Source organism: Streptomyces sp. NRRL B-24572, assembly GCF_002156145.1.
Classification (GTDB): Bacteria; Actinomycetota; Actinomycetes; order Streptomycetales; family Streptomycetaceae; genus Streptomyces; species Streptomyces vietnamensis.
The window spans coordinates 1-15,485 of sequence record NZ_MWIG01000025.1 but is presented as its reverse complement, the minus strand read 5'-3'; the positions used below and the strand labels follow the sequence as shown (position 1 = coordinate 15,485).

The following is a 15,485-nucleotide window of genomic DNA, read 5'->3' as shown; positions in this document are numbered from 1 at the left end:
CGGCGCCCGCCTTCGCTGCGGGCGCCGGTGGGCGGCTAGGAGCCGAAGTGGCTGCGCCCGTCGCGGTTCACGTGGATGCCGGCCACGGAGAGATGCCGGGCGGCCTCGCCGTCCTTCCAGTAGCCGGTGGAGCAGTCCCAGCCGGAGATGCCGACGACGAAGCCGTAGAAGCAGCCGACCCCGTACCGGTCGAACTGGCGGACGCCCGGCTCGTCGGGGTGGGAGTCGACGAGGGCCTTGAAGATGGCGCGGACGGCCCGCGTCTCGTACGAGTCGGCGGCGAAGTGGCGGGATTCGTGATGGCCGTATCCGTAGTCCCGTACCTCTTCGCAGGAGGCGGCGGCGAGCCGGGCGGCAACGGCGTCGGGCACTACCGCAACGGGACGGTCCCAGCAGTCGAGCGCAACGGTCACCTGCTCGGCGGTCAGCACCGGGGCAGTCATGGCTGTGGTCATCACGGGTCCTCACATGGGAGTGGAGAGCGAAATTTCGCGAGTTTTGCGAGACCTCTACGCGCGCGCACGCGTAGGGAGGCCCCCTTGGCGCCGTTGCGCGGCGCGAGGGGGGGGAGACGGGGTCGTCCTAGTACGTGGTCAGTTCGTGGACCGTCCGCCAGCCTGTGGCGGTACCCGGGGACGGGTTGGACACGAGGACACGGACGCGGATCATCGCGTCGCCGTCGGCGTGCCAGAACCACTCGAAGTAGTACGAGCGCCCGTTGATGTAGCGCGCGTGGTCGGCCTGTGCACCACCCCGGCCATCGGGGTAGCGGTGCGGGTGGACACGGGGGGCTGATGGTGAAGTTCGGCGTGCTCACGGTTCCTCGGCGCGTGGTGAGTCGGGGTATCCGGCGCCGGCGCTGGACGCATCGGCGCTTGGGTGGGGCCCCGCCCGCCGCGTAGGCGGGCGGGGAGTGAGGGTCAGGCTTCGGCGCGTTCGATGGCCTCGTTGGTCGCCATGAGACGGGTGTGGGCTTCGACGCCCTTGCTGAAAGCTTCGTAGCGGTCGATCGCGGTCACCTCGTACACGTCGAGGCACAGGCCGAAGTGCGCCTCCAGGTACATCGCGTCGCGCTCGTCGTCGTCCTGGGGGGTGAGGGCGACGCCGAAGGGTGCGCCGTCGACGAGGAAGACGGTGAAGGCGTAGGGGGTCTTGTCGAGGCTGACGGACATGGTGGTGCCTTTCGCTTTGGGTCGGTGCCCGGCTGCTCTCCGGGCGTTGTCGGCGACCGCTTCCCGCCGACATGAAAAACAGTACAGCAGACGTCGCGCGATACGCAACGCCACGGCCTCCTGTTCAGCAATTACGGCAGTAGACGCCCCCTAACTCACCATCGATCGACGCTCGCTGTACTTTTTCCCCATCGGTGTGTAGTGTTCGTGACGCACCACCGGCCTGGAGAGCAACCGGGCCCCCGACCCACCTCTGGAGACAACTCCCATGCGTTCATCGCGCCTTCGTCCCTACCTGCCGCGCCCCGCGGCGCTCCTCGTCGCCGTTGCGGCGGGCACGGTTCTCGCGCTCGCCTCGGCTTCGCATCTCACCGACGGCGCCTCGCCCGCCGGGCAGGTGGACCACCCGGTGGAAGTCGTCGCCGTTCCCCTGTTCGCCACGCGCGGAGACGACAACCGGGACGGCCGGATCGACGAGGACGAGAGCGGCTGGGACTGCCGGACGATGGGCAACCGCATCTGCGGCCCGCGCACGGTTCCTGCCGAGTGCAGGGGTGTCGGCTCCGCGATGGATCTGTGCGTAACGGTGGCCAGCCGCCCGCCGTACGGATGGACGAACACCGACGGCTCCCGCACCGACAACCCGGACGGCCGCACGCTGATCGCCGACCTCGACGAGACGCCGGGCAGCCCGGAGTTCGAGAGCGCCTTGGCCGCGCTCGACGCCGAGTGGCGCCAGCAGCACTGACCACCGTCACCCCGGGGGCGCAGCCGCGCCGCTGCGCCCCCGCCCCGCCCTTCCGGGAAGGACCCGCGATGCCCACGTACTTCGACCTCGACCCGACGACGCGCCCCGTCCGCCTGTCCGCGCGCCCGGCCGGCACTCACCCGTACGACTTCGACCCCGCCGCCGTGCGCATCGTGCGTGCCGACCGCGTCCGGCGCGGGGACGTCGTGCTCGGGGAGGTCTACGGCCACGACCCGGGCCACTCCGCCGGAGTCAGCTACCTGCCGTACGGCTGCGTCCCGTACGCCGCCCGGCCGCGCCCCCTCGACCCGGCGTGCCCGTGCGAGATGTGCGCCGCCGTCCGCTCGGACCCGTTCACGTACCTCACCGATCCGGTCGCGCTCACGGTCTGGCCGCGCGACGGGCTCGACCCGGTCTGCCAGCTCAACAACGCCGACGAACTTCTCGTGATCGTGCCCGCGTGGGCAAGGAGCGGGGCGTTCCCGCCTCCTGGGCGGGGCTACTGCCGGGAGCGCGTCGAGCGGGCCGCCAACGCCGCGTTCGACCGCCTGTCGGCCTACTTCGACTTCGATCAGCCGGACGACCGGCAGCTGTTCACGGGAGCGGTGCTCGCCTTCCTGGACGACCCGAACAGCCCCTTCCCATACCGGAGCCACGAGCCCGACGACGAGTCGTGACCGGCCATCTCCCCCATCCGCCAGACAGGATTGGAACCCCCATGCGCTTGATGACGCTCGCCGACGGCACCACGTCCCTTCACGTCGACGACCGGCCGACGGATGACGACGAGTTCGACTCTCCGCTGCCCTACGGGCTCACGCTCGACGACGCGGTCGCCGTTCGGGCCCGGGAGGTGGAAGCCGGGGACCTTGTCATCGCGTTCACCCAGGAGCAGTTCGGGGCGCGCCGCGCCGACCACTGCCCTCAGCCGTTCCCGGCCGCGCCCACCTCGCCCCCCGGGTGCGGTGGCAGGGCGTGTGAGGAGTGCGCCAAGTTGGAAGCGTGGACCCTGGCGGATCACGCTCGTGTTGCGGATCTCGCGTGGCGGTACGTGTGCCTGTCCCCGGCGGAGGCGGGCGAACCGTGCGTGATCGAGCGGACCAACATGCCCGTGATCGTGGTGCGCGCCGAGCGGGTGCAGCGCGCCAAGGCCGCGAGCGGGCCGCTCCGGCGCCCGTTCAGCGTGACGTGGTCGACGGAACTGGAGGCGGCCAACCCGGAGGAGGCGGCGCAGCTCGCCTACGAGCAGGTTCGGGCGCAACTGGAGGGCGCGGCCGCGATGCAGTGGGAGGTCTCAGAGCCGGGGGGCGAGGCTCACACGGTGACCGCGCCCGCCGCCTCGACGGAGGGTGGGGCGTGAAGGGGCGGGACTGGCGGGAGATGACCCGGGCCGACTTCGACGCGGCTGCGCCGCTGCTCTTCGGCGCCGCTGGGGGTGGTGGCCGCGTGCCGGCCGTGGCGGACTCGTACGGGACGGAGGCCCTGTTCGGGGACAAGGCGGGGGCGCCGCCCGCCCCGGGCAAGCGTGCGGGCGTGGCGGAGCCACCGCAGGAGGAAGTCTTGTTCACCCTGGATCTGTAGACACAGCAGCCGACGCCGACGTACGCCTAGATCAGAGCTGCCTAGAGAAATACGCAGCTAGACGACTCGGACCAATCCGATCACCCTCCCCAACTAGACACACAGTGACGTCTGCTGTACTATTTTTCTTGTTGGTGGAGAGCAGCCGCCGACACCGCCCGGAGAGCAACCGGGCAACCGACCCGAAGCGAAAGAAGATCCCCATGGCTTCCGCCACCGCCCGCCGCGCCGCCGCCGTCCTCCGTAATCGCGCCCGCGACAATCGCGCCGCGCATCAGGCCACGCAGGCTGTCTCGACCGGCGCCGCCGCCGTCTCCGCCCACCTGATCGCGGGCGGTCTCGACCCGGCCACCGCGCACCGCTTCTCCGGCGCCGTCACCCGCAAGGCCAAGGCCCTTGGTCACACCCCGACCGCCACCGGCACCAAGCGCAAGAAGCTCAAGGGCCGCGTCTCCAAGCTCGTCGAGTTCGCCCTGTGGACCCGGGCGCAGATCGCCGCCGTCCTCGCCGTCTACCGACCGAAGGACAAGCAGGCCGCCGCCCTCTTCGCGCGCCTCGCACTCGCTGCCTGACGGACACAAGCCCTCGCCGGGGCGCAGCCTCGCGCCCCGGCCCCTCCCCCTGGAGCACACCATGAACCTCCACCACCTGCCCCTGCCTGCCCGTACCGCCGTCGCGACCCGAGCCCGCATTGCCGCCACCGTCTGCCGTGACCGCTATGCCGCGCCCGCGACGATGCGCACGCTTCACTCCATAGCCGACCTCCTCGACGACGCCGCGTCCGTCTGCGAGGCCACCCCGGCCCTCTTCCCTGCCATCATGCGCCCCCTCGTCCAGGCCCAGAAGCTGATGGAAGCTCACCCTGACGCCCGTCTACCGCTCAGCGTCGTCGCGTACATCACCGCCCCGTTCGCTCCGGGGCACGACCTGCCGATGCCGGAACCGCTTCTGCCTCTGATGGACCGGCACGCTGCCGAGGAAACCGCCCTCCTCGCCGAGCTGGACCGCCTCCATGCCGACACCACGGCCGCCACCGAGGACACCGAGAAGTGGCTCACCGCCGTACTCGGCACCCTCGGGAAGTGGATGCGGCTCTCCGGTGAAGTCGACATCGACAACCGCCGCCCCGGCAACTATCGGGCCGTACTCGCCAAGCATGTCGCCTGCCCCAAGTGCTCCGGCCACGACGTGCGCTTCAGCGTCCGCACGTGGGCAATCTGCGCCTGCGGCTACGGGGACGTGTGGGGTCGGTTCCTCGTCTGCTTCTGCTTCGCCTTCGACTGCCCCGCCGTCGAAGCCCCGGCCGTCACCGCCAGCTGACCACCCCGGGGCGCGCCCCCTCAAGGCCGGAGAGCAACCGGCCGCCGACCCACCCGAAAGGCACCACCCCATGACCACCGCCACCGTCACCGCCTCCCAGCTCGCCGCCGACGCCCGCGTCACGCACCGCGCCTACGCCGCGTTCCTGCACTGCGATCCGTCCGAACTCATCGACCGTCTCGACGAGATGTGCGACTACGCCGCTCCCCGCAGCTCGGAACAGCCCTGGGGCGTCGCGCTCCAGCGCCTGACCCGCGCTCTGCGAGCCGTCAGCCCCGGCTCGGCCCGCCCGACCGCTTCCCGCCGCACTGAGCACCAAGCGGCGACCACGGCCGCCCTGAACGCCATCGTCGCGTTCGAGGAGGCCGACTCGGTGACCGTGACGCTCCCCCACGACGAGCATGGCCGCTACGTCCCCGCCCCGGGCACGGAGTACCCGTTCCACGTCTCGGACATCGGCCGCGCCGCCGTGCAGCTCCTCGGCTCCCACTGGCACGCCGAGTCCTCCTCCTTCGGCGTCGGCGCGCACCTGACGCGTACCGGCAGCGTGCGCGGCTTCGTGCTCGGCGTCGACGACGAGGGAGACCTGTTCCTGGAGGACGAGGACGACAGCAACCGCCGCAGCCACTTCCTGTATTGCACCGCCGCCGACGGTCTGCTCCCCCTCGCGCACCTCGTCGCCGACAGGATCCGGGAGATCCGCGAACTGCGCGCCGCCGCCTGATCACCCTGGGGCGCGCCGCCAGGCGCGCCCCCTTCCGGCCGGAGAGCAACCGGCCACCGACCCGGAACAAGAGGACCTGCCCATGACCAGCACAGCCGCTCGACTCGCCGCCGACGCCCGCACCGCACACGGCTCGTACACCGGCTTCTTCCACCGCGACGCTGACGAGCTGACCGACTGCCTCGACGAGATGTACGCGTACGCCTTCGACCGCAGTAACTCGCCTGCCTGGAGGCTCGCAGCGCGCCACCTGGCCCGCGCCATCGAGGACGGCGACGCCGCATCGGGCGCGCCCCGCAAGACCCGCCGGGCCTTGCGCCGGATCGCGGTCACATCCGCCATGAGCGCCATCCTCGCCTTCGAGCACGCCGCCGCCTGACCGCCTTCCCCGGGGCCGCACCGTTGCGGCCCCGGCCGGCTCACCCACGACCACCCCGGAGAACCCCTTGAACGCCACCCTCGACACCGCTTCCGTCCCGGCCACACCCGGGCTGTTCACCCGCACCCAGGTCAAGGAAGCGATCAGCGCGGGCATCGACCTGACCACCGACGAAGCGAACCGGTCCGAACACGAGGACCGCTTCGTGTGGGCATCGGCCGCCATGCTGGTTCTGCTCGACGAGCCCGACGCCCCCTGGGCCGCTGTCCGGGACCACCGCAACGGCGCCCCAGTCACCCGCGAGGACGACGACGTCGCGCAGTTCACCCGCGACCAGGTGGCCCGCGCTGTCGACGACGGCGTGCGGCACGTTGCCGGGGCCAGCCGCCGCCGTCAGACCGACGACATCGACGACCTGATCGTGAACGCGACGCTGACGCTCCTCGACGACCCCCACGCCGACTTCGAGTCGATCGCCCGCGACAACTACGCCGTGAGCCCACGCGTACTGCGCTCCTGGCTGCACGGCTGACACCCCAGGGTTGCGCTGCACGGTGCAGCCCAACCCTCCCTCCGCCCCGGTGAATACCGGACACCCCCGGCGAGAGGCGACGTAAGCCGCCTCCTGCCGGTCCACTCCCCGGCGAGAGCAACGCCGGTCGACCCGAAGAGAAGGAACCCCATGAGCACCGTCATCGCCCCCGGGCACGCCGGACTGGCACTCGCCCACCGGATCGCCGAGCACCTGCCGCACCGAGACGGCCGTGCCTGGACCGCCGCCGCCTACTCGGCGTGGTGGACCACCCGTCCGGCCGCGCGCCTCACGCAGACCGGCCGCGCCGGGGCCGTGATCGTCGCTGTCCACGCGTGGCGCACCGAGGTCGCCTTCCAGCTCGACGGGCGGGAGCCGTACGGCCCCGACGTGGTGACGGACCGGCTGGCCCCGCAGTCGATCGCCCGGGAGATCCTGCGCCTGGTGCTGCCGCGCCTCGACGACGCAACCGCTCTCGCCCAGGCACCCGCGCCCGCCGGCGCCGCCCCCGTGCGCTTGGCCCACCTCGGACTGATCGGGGCCGCGCTGCGCGCCCACGGCGCCGAGCCGGCCGAGCGCCGGGGCCCGCTGGTCCACTCCAACTCCCTGGTCTGGCAGAGCGGCAGCGGTGTCGGGTACCGGGCGACGCTGGTCGGCGCGAACCCGGCGGTCGACCTCGCGCTCTCGGGCCCCATCCGGGAGGTGGGGGCCGTGTTGCCGCTGTTCCTGGACGAGCCCGCCAAGCTGCCGCGCCGCGTCCGGGGGGTGAAGACCGCCCTGGGCCGCAGGCTCGCCGCGCACCTGACGCAGTTCACGACGGCCGACCGCCTCGACGACGGAGGGTTGAGCATCGGCACGGCAAGCGGCCCGTTCGGGTACGTCGCCCCGCCCTCCGACCCGGGCGCGTCCGTGGGCGACAGCTCGTCTGTCGTCGCCGAGCTGCACGGAGTCGGCATCGACCACCTGATCGCCCTCGCGCCGCTCCTGGCCCGCTGACCGCCCCATCTATGGGGCTTCACCTGCCTCTCAATCCAACTCCATGCCCTTCCCGGCAGGTTGGAAATCGCTCCATGACTCGGAACGAGCATAGGCTTGCGGCGAGAGGCCGCCTAGGGTGATCGTGCACGCCGTCCAAAGATCGAAGGAGTTTCGTGATTTCGACGATCGAGATCGAGAGTTACGGGCACTGGAAGGCATTTAAGGCAGTTCTGGACGAATTCCATTGCGCACTCCCCCATGACGTGCGGAAGCCGCGCAGGTTCTCCCACTATCCGTACAAGATCGCTTACGATGGATTTCACAACCCGGTATGGGTGCAGCTATGGGGAGAGCACCGAGATCGAATCAGCAAGGGTCGGCCAACGCCCAAGACGCAACGACCACCTCGGCAGAATGAGACAGGGCGACACACACAACCACGTGGTGGCCCTTACCATAATCACGACACGTGGAAGAACATCGGCTGATCCACCACCCCTGCCCCACCCTATCCCTAGCGACTTGAGGGGTGCAGTTGGTCGGCCCGGGGGCCTCGGCTGACAGGCAACGGGCGGGCTCGTACCTCTACGCAGAGGTACGAGCCCGCTTTTTCATGCTGCCTGCGGCTCACACCCGCACAGGCCGGATTCCTCGTCTCCTTCCGAGCGTCGCACCCGTGGCAGGGCTCCCGCTCCAGTCAGTTCCAGCGGTCCGGTGACGTCGTCTGTCGGCCGTCGCCGCGTACGTCCTGGGCGTGCACGCAGCCTGGACAGCGACGAGCGCGAGGCGTGGAACAAGGGCTGCACCACGGGCATCGCCCTCGGCGTGCCGGACGTCGTAACGTACGGGCCGACCCTCAAAAGTGAGCGTAAGCCGCAGTCTCGTTGGCTGGCCGGGATGGAACCAGGAACGTCTGCCCCGGTCCAGACTCATGCACCGGCGACACGTGCACCTGCAACTACCTCCGCCTGGTGGTGTGCCAGGGCTGCGGCGCCGTGTACGCCCCAAGTTCCGGCGACGATGCCTCTCCTGCCCGAACTGCGGGCGCCGCTCGGCGTCCACCTAGCCACGCCGCTGGACCCACCACACGAACGCGGTGACGACCGCACCTCCGGCCGTCGTGGCAACCCCCCTCACCAGTGCGAACATCCCCGCCCGGGCAAGGCGGTTCACCTGTCGCACATTCTTTCGATCGCTCATCCGACACCCTCCCGGGCCCGCTCCGTGACTCCGCACCCTGCGGAGCCCGTACCACCAATGTGCGGAGCCGCCGGGAGCGGGTGGCCACTCTCGGACACTGTCTGCCACTCTCGGACAGAGATACGGGACAGGTGGCCGGAGGGGGCGACGTGGGCCAGGAGAACCGGGGCAGACGCGGCGTGGGTATGCCGAGCGAAGCCGACCTTCCACTCGGCCTCCATCGAGCCCTGCTCCAGGCCCTCCACGACCTCTACATGGCCGCGGGCCGGCCCGGCCTCCGCGCCATCGAGGAGGGCATGCAGGAGGACGACGAGCTCCCCGCCACAATGAAGCGGGACACCATCAGCCGCGTCCTGAAAGGCGATCACCTCCCCGACCTGCTCCAGACCAAGGCTCTGACCCAGCACCTCGCCCGGCGCGCGGGCCACGATCCCGCCAGGGCCTGGGAAGACGTCGAACCTCTGTGGAAGGCCGCCGACAACGACCGCCTCAGCACCCCGGAACCGCAGCCCGCGCACAGGCCGCGGCCCGGCACCGTACTGGACGCCCTATACCGCCTGGACGAGGCGTACCAGCCCCCTGCGCCCCCGCCGGTCGTCCTCTCCGTCGACGGGCCGAAGGACGGGGGATGGGCGGAACTCGACGGAAGACTGCGCCAGGACGGGTACGCCCTGGTCACCGGGTTCATTGCTTACTGGCAAGCGCGCACGGAGGACGTAGAGCGCCTCCTGGGCCGCGATTTCGACCGGTACACCGAGCAGGACGCACCGGAGCAGTACCGCTTCCTGGGCGCGCGTCACCTGCTGAAGCACACCGCAGCCGTCGCGCTCGGCACCGAGGCGGCGGAGCTGACCCTCGCCTACGCACCCGGCGGACGCCCGTACCTCCGGGGCGTCGACGACCTGGACGTCAACCTCACGGTCCACCAGGGCGAGGCAGCCGTCGGCATCAGCCGGATCGGGCGAATCGGCGTGAGCCTGGGGGACGCAGCCGGCTTCGGGGACGAGCCCGACACCGAACTCCTGGAAGTACTGTCCTCCGCCGACCTGGCGCGCCTACGGTCCTTCCCCGCGCACCAGCGCCCGGCCCTCCTGACCGACCTCTGGCTCATCAAGAACGCCTACACCAAGGCCCTGGGCCAGGGGCGGAGGCTGCGCTTCTCGCAGCTCCGCGTCCTGGGCGGCGAGCTGCACGAGAGCGTGGCCGGCACCGACAGGGAGTGGGAGTTCTTCGTCCATGGGACGACAGGTGGAAACCGCTTGGCGGCAGCGGTGCAAGACGCGGATCTCGGCCCCGAGCGGACTCTCCAGTAGCTGTCCACAGCCGCACGCGACGTAAGCGTGGCCGTCCCCGGATCCTGCTCGATCGTCCAACCCAACCGGGCCAGCGACCTCATGGCCTGCGGTCTGACCAGAGCCCCGGCCCCCCTGTGGGGGTTGGGGCTCTTCTCGTATGCTCCGGCGCATGCGACGCACCTTCATACCGCTCGTCCTCGCCGCTCTCGCACTGGCTGGCTGCACCACTGAGGAGGACAAGGCCGCGAGGTACTGGGACGGCTACGGGTTCGGCGAGCAAACGGCGATGGACTACGCGAAGCGTGTCCTCGACACCGTGAACCTGTACTGCCGCTCCGGCAGCGAAATCGCGGCCCGGCAGGACATGTGCACCCGCCCTGGCGGCCCCGACACCCGATACCCCGTCTCCGTAGGACAGCGGGAGTGCGCAGACGCGCTACCCGACGGTCTGGACAGCGACGAGCGCGAGGCGTGGAACAAAGGCTGCACCACCGGCATGGTCCTCGCCGTGCCGGACGTCGTGACGTACGGGGCCGACCCTCGGAAGTGAGTCTCAGGGCAGACGAGTTTACTGGCGGGGACGGGTGCCGGCCGGCTGCGGCGGGTTGTCTCCTGTCGGCTCTGCTACGCGGGTGCTCCAAAGACGTTCGTCCATTTCGGCCGCCAGTTCAGTCAGCCTCGCGTACAGCGCCTGCTCCTGCTTGGACAGGGTTCCGGACTTCATCTTCGCCATCAACCCGTCGATGACCTCCGCCAGAACGTTCTTGCAGATGTGGGCCGCTTCATCGAACCCAGCGTCGTAGTTCTCGTCGGCGTGCCGACTGACAATGCTCCTTGTCAGGTCGGCAGCGAACCTTCGCCCCATACTCAGTAGTTCACGCGCGAAGCTGCGGTCGCTCGACATGCCCACCCCGGACCTCTCCTGCTCGTTCTGTCGCACTGAACGTAGCGCTCAGATAGCCAGGATGGCGATCTAGACCAGCGCCAGCGACCGGCCCGCCGCCCGGACTTACTGGTCCCTCTCCTCGGCCGGTGCGGGCTTTCGGTGTCGACCTCGCCCCTTACCGAGCGCGGGCCGGTCCCACTCGGCGGGCTTCTCCTGCGTGGGCGGCGGCGGGTACAGCAGGGCTTGGGCGGCTACCAAGTCCTCGACGATGCCCACCATCGTCCACTCCGTGCCGGTCCACTCCTCGATCGCTCGCGGCGCGTCGGGGTCGACATGGGCCCCACGGTGGGGGCCGTCGCCGAGCGGCACCGCACGCAGCTTGCCCTTCGCGGCGGCCTGGCGCTCCGCTCGCCGACGCGCCCACTCCTCCAGCGGCTCGTCATCCTGCATCCGGGCATCGTGGCCGAGGGACGGACGCGCCCGCCACCCCGTCCCTCGTACGGGTTACGACGCCGGGCGCGGCGCTCGCAGGCTGCTACGCTCGACGCGCCCTACAGGTTCGTAGGGTGGGCCGTGCGCAGGCCCGCGTGGTCGGCTCCGCTGACGCGCTTGGACAAGGTGCTCGGCGCCAGCGCATTCAGACCCCCTCTGGATGCCCTTGGAGTCGCCATGCCTGCTGACCACGCCCGTAAGGGCCCCGTACGCCGTCGCCAAGCGGCCACCGGAGAGTCGTACACCGAAGCCGCCAAGGCCCTGCGCCGCTCGTACAACCGCCCCGTCTGGGACCCGTGGGTCGCGCCCCGCTGCGAGGAGGCCGACCCGATCCCGGGGCACGACCCGTGGTTCTCGGGGCCCTGCCCGGAGGGGTGCCCGACGCGGGAATGCCCGGACTACATCGCGTACCTGGCGACCCTGCCCATGCGGGAGCGGCTGCCTCGCCCCAGGCCCGAGCGCGAGCCGTACGTGTGCCCAGGGCCGCCCTCGTGCACCGACGACTGCTGCGCCTGCAACTACGTACACCTGACGATGTGTCGGGTCTGCGAAGCCGTCTACAGTCCTGGGCTCGAACTCCCCTGCCCGAACTGTGGGCGGCGGCCGGAGTAGGTCTCCGCCACGGTGGGGTCGCTCCACGGCCTGGGCCCGGCAGGTGTAGGGCGGGCGGGGCCGGATTTCGGCGGAACGCACGACACTAGCGCGCGGCGTCCGAATGCTGCTCCTTCGTCCCTACACCTGCTGGGCACCGGCCTGTGGCCGGGCCCGGAGAACGAACGGAGCAGCCATGCACGCCGATATCGCCGCCGCCCTCGATTCCTGGGAGGAGCAGTGGAACGACGCCCTGGACGCCGCAGTCGCCGCGCTGAAGACCGCCTTCCCGCCGCTGACCGACTACCCGCGGCCCGTGAGCCACCCCATCCTGCGTCTTGAGTACGAGGAGGACGGCCGCGGCGGCTGTGTGTGCGTGGACGAGGGGCGGGCGACGATCACGCTCGACCACATCCCGAACGGGGTGATCGCTCGGGCGGTCGACGAGATGGAGTTCCCGTACCTCGACTACGCCGACGGCCCGCTCGCCGAGGCGTCGCCGGGCACGTACTCGTACGACTGCGAGGCGTCCTCGTCCCTCTTCGAGTTCACGCTCGGCGACCTCGGCCACGGGAAGGTGGACGTCTGGGGCGCGACGATCCCGGATGCCGTCGCGGTCCTGGACGCGGTCCACCGGGCCCTGGAGGAACACGACGGTGTGCCCGCCGCGCCCGACGCGGAGCCCGAGACGTAAGGCACGGCCGCCTTCCACTCTCCTACCGCTCGCCCCGCCGGCTTCGCTCGGGCCGCACCCGCGGCCTGGCGGCGGGGTAGGACGGAGACCGATCGTGGCTCGACAGCGGACCGGACCGACGGACGAGGTCAAGGAGCTCGTCTATCAGCGCGATGGCGGGCGGTGCGTGCGGTGCGAGCGGGCGTACGGGCTGACGATCCACCACCGGGTGAACCGCGGTATGGGCGGCGCTCGGGAGGGCTGGGTGAACGAGCCGCAGAACCTTCTCCTGGTGTGCACCTTGTGTAACGGGTGGTTCGAGGACCATCCGCAGCAGGCGTACGACGCGGGCTGGAAGGTGCGCCGGCCGCGGCGCCCTCAGGACGTTGAGGTGCTGTACGGCGGCGGGGGCGTCTACCGACTGGCGGCAGACGGCGCGCGGTCCCTGGTGTGGGTGGCGGGCCGATGACGGAGGCGTCGTGGTTGCTCCCGCCGGTGTGGCATCGGTGGGAGCGCTGGGCCGTGAGCCGGTCGGGTGGCGAGGACTCGGGGACGCTGTTCTCGGTCGGGTCTGTGCGTCGGTTCGGCGCGGCCTCGTACGAACCGTGCGGGCTGACGGTGAGCGTGGGGCGGAGGTCCTGGTCTGTGTTCGCCGTCTGCTCTCGGGCGGCGTATCGGGCGGGCGCGCCGTGGCGGCCGGAGAGCGAGGAGTTCAAGCCGCTGCGTCGCTCTGGGCACCGGGGGTGGTGGCGGTGATCCGGCTGCTCGGTCTGGGGCGGCTCAAGGGCACGGGCGGGCTGAGGGTGGGCCGGTTCGCGTTCACCGAGGAATCGGGGCGACTAAGGGGAAATACGGTAGGGGACGTCACCGGTCGAATGCTGTTGGTTGGAAACGTCGGGTTCGCAGTGCTCAAGAGGAGCAAGCCACGGCCGCCGTGACACCTCCACGACGCGGGCTGTACTATTTCCTTGTTCACTCGGCATGGGGTTGCCCCAGCCGTCGCCGGCACCAGCCCGGTGCCACACACGACGGAGGCCAAGATGACCGACCACTCGCTCGGAACCGCCGACGACTCGACCCCCCGCGTCGAGGCGAAGAGGTCCCAGAAGGGTGTTCACCACCTGCTGCGTATCCCCGACCACGCCAAGCTCCGCGCCGACGCTGAGCTGGCCGTCAAGGAAGAGCTCGGGGAACTGGCGCGCACCGACGACCGGTTCAAGAGGGCCATCGAGATCGTGCAGCAGGCCGATCTGGAGATCACCGCGCACGCGGAAGAGCGCAACCAGGCAGCGCTGTCGCTGTTCTTCTACGACGGGGTCCGCGGGCTGGGCCGCGTCCTCGGCATGCTCCCCAACGCGTTCCGGCAGATGCGCACCCTTGCCCTGTACGGCAAGCGGACGGCCCCGCTGACCGCCGACGACGACGAGCGGATGTCCGCGGAGGAGCGTCGCGCGGCAGCGAAGAAGGCCGGCCTGCCGTACGTCGAGGGCGCGGCCGATCGGCTGCCGGACCTGTCCGAGACGGTGTCCGTGGCGACCGCCCGCAGGAAGGCCGCCCTGCCGTTCCTCCGGAACGCGGCGCTCGCGCTCACGGAGGAGCCGTACTCCTGGCCCACTAGCAAGATCGCCGAGCTCGGCGGCGTCACGCCGAAGTACGTCCGCGACTTGAAGAACGCGGCGTCCAAGGCCCGCACCCGCTGATCACGCGCTTCCCTGCCCGGCCCCGCAGCACCACCGGGGCCGGGTTTTCAGTCTCCGGTGACCGGGGCCTGGTTTTCCGGCGCCGGTGGAACCGGACTCCGGTGGACCGGCTTCCGGTAGATCAGGCGCCTTTAGTACCAACATCAAGTACCACCATTAAGTAGTTACGGCGCCATCGCTTCGCTCAGGCACCGTCGGCATCCGGGGTTGCCTCGATGTGGAACGGGGGATCGACAGCCGGGGCGATGGCTACACGACTCCCCCGGGTGCTGTTCGGTCCGGCGTCTACCAGTCGGTGAGATCCACCAGGCGTTGGCAGTGAGGGTCGTCGCCGGGACCCGAGGCGCGCTCTTCCTCTTCGAGCAGCGAGGAAACCGCCGCCAGGAGGGCCGTCAGCGCACCGCCGGGTCGTACGTCGGCAGCGGTCACCCCGGCCACCTCGGCACTGTCCAGGTAGAGGCGCAGCAGGCCGTCCTCCTTGAAGCGGAACCCGCGCAGCCCCGTGTCCGGCCGCTGCGCCGGCTCGGGGTGGGCGAGGCAGCGCAGGAGGGTAACGGCCCAGTCGTCTGTGGTGAACGGGGCTTCCTTCACGTTCGCCGGGTCGACCTTGTAGAGGTCCATGCCCAGGACGGAGGTGACGGCGTTCGCGGGGTAGATGTGCGTTCCGGTGTGTACGGCGCGCAGGAGGGCGACGACGTCGTGCGAGGTGAGCAGTTCCTCACCCGAGCCGAGGGGGATCTCGTACGCCGTCAGCCGGGCGGGCACGCGCTCGTCTCTGTTTCCGAGGGCCACACGGACCGCCGGGGCGCCCGAGGGGGCGGGCAGCACCGCTCGTACGTGCTGGTCCTCCAGCAGGGGCGCGTGGACGTAGTCCAGCAGGAGACTGGCTACTTCCCTCTGAAGGTCGTCGATCTCGTGCTCGTCCGCGCTCGCCGGGCTACTCATTCACCCAGTTTGGGCACTTGGTCATGCCCTTGCAGTACGCGGTGATCACGCCGACGACGTTGCCGGGACCGGCGTCGTACCGCCTGTCTGCGGTCTTCCGGGCGTACGGACGCGTGCAGATCATCGTCAAGGCCCGGTACGCCCGGAAGACCGCAGACAGGCGGTACGACGCCGGTCCCGGCAACGTCGTCGGCGTCATCACCGCGTACTGCCAGGGCATGACCAAGTGCCCGAACTGGGTGAACGAGTAGCCCGGCGAGCGCGGACGA

22 protein-coding genes are annotated in these 15,485 nt (G+C 70.5%); 17 read left to right on the top strand and 5 right to left on the bottom strand.

What is annotated here, in order from left to right; genetic code table 11:
* Positions 1-35: 35 nt before the first annotated feature.
* On the bottom strand, positions 36-455 hold the full coding sequence (locus CCN56_RS01450) for a hypothetical protein (protein WP_143664391.1): 420 nt from the start codon (positions 453-455) through the stop codon (positions 36-38).
* A gap of 465 nt (positions 456-920) precedes the next feature.
* On the bottom strand, positions 921-1,172 hold the full coding sequence (locus CCN56_RS01445; protein ID WP_086822424.1) for a hypothetical protein: 252 nt from the start codon (positions 1,170-1,172) through the stop codon (positions 921-923).
* Between the two features lie 268 nt (positions 1,173-1,440).
* Here CCN56_RS01445 and CCN56_RS43825 point away from each other — a divergent pair, with 268 nt between their 5' ends.
* The 12 genes from CCN56_RS43825 to CCN56_RS01385 all read left to right on the top strand — a co-directional run bounded on the left by CCN56_RS43825 (position 1,441) and on the right by CCN56_RS01385 (position 10,479).
* A complete protein-coding gene (locus CCN56_RS43825; protein ID WP_086822421.1) occupies positions 1,441-1,920 on the top strand; it encodes a hypothetical protein in 480 nt (159 codons plus the stop codon).
* A 68-nt stretch (positions 1,921-1,988) separates the two neighbouring features.
* Positions 1,989-2,597: a hypothetical protein gene (locus CCN56_RS01435; RefSeq protein ID WP_086822418.1), complete on the top strand. Its 609-nt coding sequence runs from the start codon at positions 1,989-1,991 to the stop codon at positions 2,595-2,597.
* 50 nt (positions 2,598-2,647) lie between these two features.
* Positions 2,648-3,280, top strand: coding sequence for a hypothetical protein (locus CCN56_RS01430; protein WP_143664390.1), 633 nt, complete (start codon positions 2,648-2,650; stop codon positions 3,278-3,280).
* A complete protein-coding gene (locus tag CCN56_RS01425) occupies positions 3,277-3,501 on the top strand; it encodes a hypothetical protein (protein ID WP_086822413.1) in 225 nt (74 codons plus the stop codon). Before CCN56_RS01430 ends, CCN56_RS01425 begins: the two co-directional genes overlap by 4 nt.
* 203 nt (positions 3,502-3,704) lie before the next feature.
* Positions 3,705-4,073: a hypothetical protein gene (locus CCN56_RS01420; RefSeq protein ID WP_086822411.1), complete on the top strand. Its 369-nt coding sequence runs from the start codon at positions 3,705-3,707 to the stop codon at positions 4,071-4,073.
* Positions 4,074-4,134: 61 nt separating this feature from the next.
* On the top strand, positions 4,135-4,821 hold the full coding sequence (locus tag CCN56_RS01415) for a hypothetical protein (protein ID WP_086822408.1): 687 nt from the start codon (positions 4,135-4,137) through the stop codon (positions 4,819-4,821).
* A gap of 70 nt (positions 4,822-4,891) precedes the next feature.
* Complete coding sequence (locus CCN56_RS01410) at positions 4,892-5,545, top strand: hypothetical protein (protein WP_086822405.1); 654 nt, start codon at positions 4,892-4,894, stop codon at positions 5,543-5,545.
* Between the two features lie 82 nt (positions 5,546-5,627).
* Positions 5,628-5,924: a hypothetical protein gene (locus CCN56_RS01405; RefSeq protein WP_086822402.1), complete on the top strand. Its 297-nt coding sequence runs from the start codon at positions 5,628-5,630 to the stop codon at positions 5,922-5,924.
* A gap of 67 nt (positions 5,925-5,991) precedes the next feature.
* On the top strand, positions 5,992-6,456 hold the full coding sequence (locus CCN56_RS01400) for a hypothetical protein (RefSeq protein ID WP_086822399.1): 465 nt from the start codon (positions 5,992-5,994) through the stop codon (positions 6,454-6,456).
* 150 nt (positions 6,457-6,606) lie between these two features.
* Entirely contained in the window at positions 6,607-7,452 is an 846-nt protein-coding gene (locus CCN56_RS01395; RefSeq protein ID WP_086822397.1) for a hypothetical protein, read from the top strand.
* A 1,367-nt stretch (positions 7,453-8,819) separates the two neighbouring features.
* Positions 8,820-9,947: a 4'-phosphopantetheinyl transferase superfamily protein gene (locus CCN56_RS01390; protein WP_086822394.1), complete on the top strand. Its 1,128-nt coding sequence runs from the start codon at positions 8,820-8,822 to the stop codon at positions 9,945-9,947.
* A gap of 151 nt (positions 9,948-10,098) precedes the next feature.
* Positions 10,099-10,479, top strand: a complete 381-nt coding sequence (locus CCN56_RS01385; protein WP_143664389.1) for a hypothetical protein — start codon at positions 10,099-10,101, stop codon at positions 10,477-10,479.
* An 18-nt stretch (positions 10,480-10,497) separates the two neighbouring features.
* Here the strand turns inward: CCN56_RS01385 and CCN56_RS01380 are convergent, their stop codons facing one another.
* Entirely contained in the window at positions 10,498-10,839 is a 342-nt protein-coding gene (locus CCN56_RS01380) for a hypothetical protein (RefSeq protein ID WP_086822389.1), read from the bottom strand.
* Positions 10,840-10,938: 99 nt separating this feature from the next.
* Positions 10,939-11,265: a DUF6087 family protein gene (locus CCN56_RS01375; RefSeq protein ID WP_086822386.1), complete on the bottom strand. Its 327-nt coding sequence runs from the start codon at positions 11,263-11,265 to the stop codon at positions 10,939-10,941.
* Between the two features lie 219 nt (positions 11,266-11,484).
* On the opposite strand from CCN56_RS01375, the gene CCN56_RS42445 reads away from it, so the two are divergent.
* From CCN56_RS42445 to CCN56_RS01355, 4 genes are all read left to right on the top strand, one after another.
* Complete coding sequence (locus CCN56_RS42445) at positions 11,485-11,919, top strand: hypothetical protein (protein ID WP_143664388.1); 435 nt, start codon at positions 11,485-11,487, stop codon at positions 11,917-11,919.
* A 175-nt stretch (positions 11,920-12,094) separates the two neighbouring features.
* Complete coding sequence (locus CCN56_RS01370; protein ID WP_086822385.1) at positions 12,095-12,592, top strand: hypothetical protein; 498 nt, start codon at positions 12,095-12,097, stop codon at positions 12,590-12,592.
* Positions 12,593-12,686: 94 nt separating this feature from the next.
* Positions 12,687-13,040, top strand: coding sequence for an HNH endonuclease (locus CCN56_RS01365; RefSeq protein WP_086822383.1), 354 nt, complete (start codon positions 12,687-12,689; stop codon positions 13,038-13,040).
* A 571-nt stretch (positions 13,041-13,611) separates the two neighbouring features.
* Positions 13,612-14,271, top strand: a complete 660-nt coding sequence (locus CCN56_RS01355) for a hypothetical protein (protein ID WP_086822378.1) — start codon at positions 13,612-13,614, stop codon at positions 14,269-14,271.
* A 285-nt stretch (positions 14,272-14,556) separates the two neighbouring features.
* Here CCN56_RS01355 and CCN56_RS44120 read toward each other — a convergent pair whose 3' ends face one another.
* Entirely contained in the window at positions 14,557-15,216 is a 660-nt protein-coding gene (locus CCN56_RS44120) for a hypothetical protein (protein WP_256961653.1), read from the bottom strand.
* A gap of 23 nt (positions 15,217-15,239) precedes the next feature.
* Here CCN56_RS44120 and CCN56_RS01345 point away from each other — a divergent pair, with 23 nt between their 5' ends.
* A complete protein-coding gene (locus tag CCN56_RS01345) occupies positions 15,240-15,467 on the top strand; it encodes a hypothetical protein (RefSeq protein WP_179199629.1) in 228 nt (75 codons plus the stop codon).
* The last annotated feature ends 18 nt before the right edge of the window (positions 15,468-15,485 follow it).

Coding starts and splice junctions, on each gene's coding strand:
- CCN56_RS01450 (WP_143664391.1), bottom strand. CDS start 455: ATGACCACAGCCATGACTGCCCCGGTGCTGACCGCCGAGCAGGTGACC.
- CCN56_RS01445 (WP_086822424.1), bottom strand. CDS start 1,172: ATGTCCGTCAGCCTCGACAAGACCCCCTACGCCTTCACCGTCTTCCTC.
- CCN56_RS43825 (WP_086822421.1), top strand. CDS start 1,441: ATGCGTTCATCGCGCCTTCGTCCCTACCTGCCGCGCCCCGCGGCGCTC.
- CCN56_RS01435 (WP_086822418.1), top strand. CDS start 1,989: ATGCCCACGTACTTCGACCTCGACCCGACGACGCGCCCCGTCCGCCTG.
- CCN56_RS01430 (WP_143664390.1), top strand. CDS start 2,648: ATGACGCTCGCCGACGGCACCACGTCCCTTCACGTCGACGACCGGCCG.
- CCN56_RS01420 (WP_086822411.1), top strand. CDS start 3,705: ATGGCTTCCGCCACCGCCCGCCGCGCCGCCGCCGTCCTCCGTAATCGC.
- CCN56_RS01415 (WP_086822408.1), top strand. CDS start 4,135: ATGAACCTCCACCACCTGCCCCTGCCTGCCCGTACCGCCGTCGCGACC.
- CCN56_RS01410 (WP_086822405.1), top strand. CDS start 4,892: ATGACCACCGCCACCGTCACCGCCTCCCAGCTCGCCGCCGACGCCCGC.
- CCN56_RS01405 (WP_086822402.1), top strand. CDS start 5,628: ATGACCAGCACAGCCGCTCGACTCGCCGCCGACGCCCGCACCGCACAC.
- CCN56_RS01395 (WP_086822397.1), top strand. CDS start 6,607: ATGAGCACCGTCATCGCCCCCGGGCACGCCGGACTGGCACTCGCCCAC.
- CCN56_RS01390 (WP_086822394.1), top strand. CDS start 8,820: ATGCCGAGCGAAGCCGACCTTCCACTCGGCCTCCATCGAGCCCTGCTC.
- CCN56_RS01385 (WP_143664389.1), top strand. CDS start 10,099: ATGCGACGCACCTTCATACCGCTCGTCCTCGCCGCTCTCGCACTGGCT.
- CCN56_RS01375 (WP_086822386.1), bottom strand. CDS start 11,265: ATGCAGGATGACGAGCCGCTGGAGGAGTGGGCGCGTCGGCGAGCGGAG.
- CCN56_RS42445 (WP_143664388.1), top strand. CDS start 11,485: ATGCCTGCTGACCACGCCCGTAAGGGCCCCGTACGCCGTCGCCAAGCG.
- CCN56_RS01370 (WP_086822385.1), top strand. CDS start 12,095: ATGCACGCCGATATCGCCGCCGCCCTCGATTCCTGGGAGGAGCAGTGG.
- CCN56_RS01355 (WP_086822378.1), top strand. CDS start 13,612: ATGACCGACCACTCGCTCGGAACCGCCGACGACTCGACCCCCCGCGTC.
- CCN56_RS44120 (WP_256961653.1), bottom strand. CDS start 15,216: ATGAGTAGCCCGGCGAGCGCGGACGAGCACGAGATCGACGACCTTCAG.
- CCN56_RS01345 (WP_179199629.1), top strand. CDS start 15,240: ATGCCCTTGCAGTACGCGGTGATCACGCCGACGACGTTGCCGGGACCG.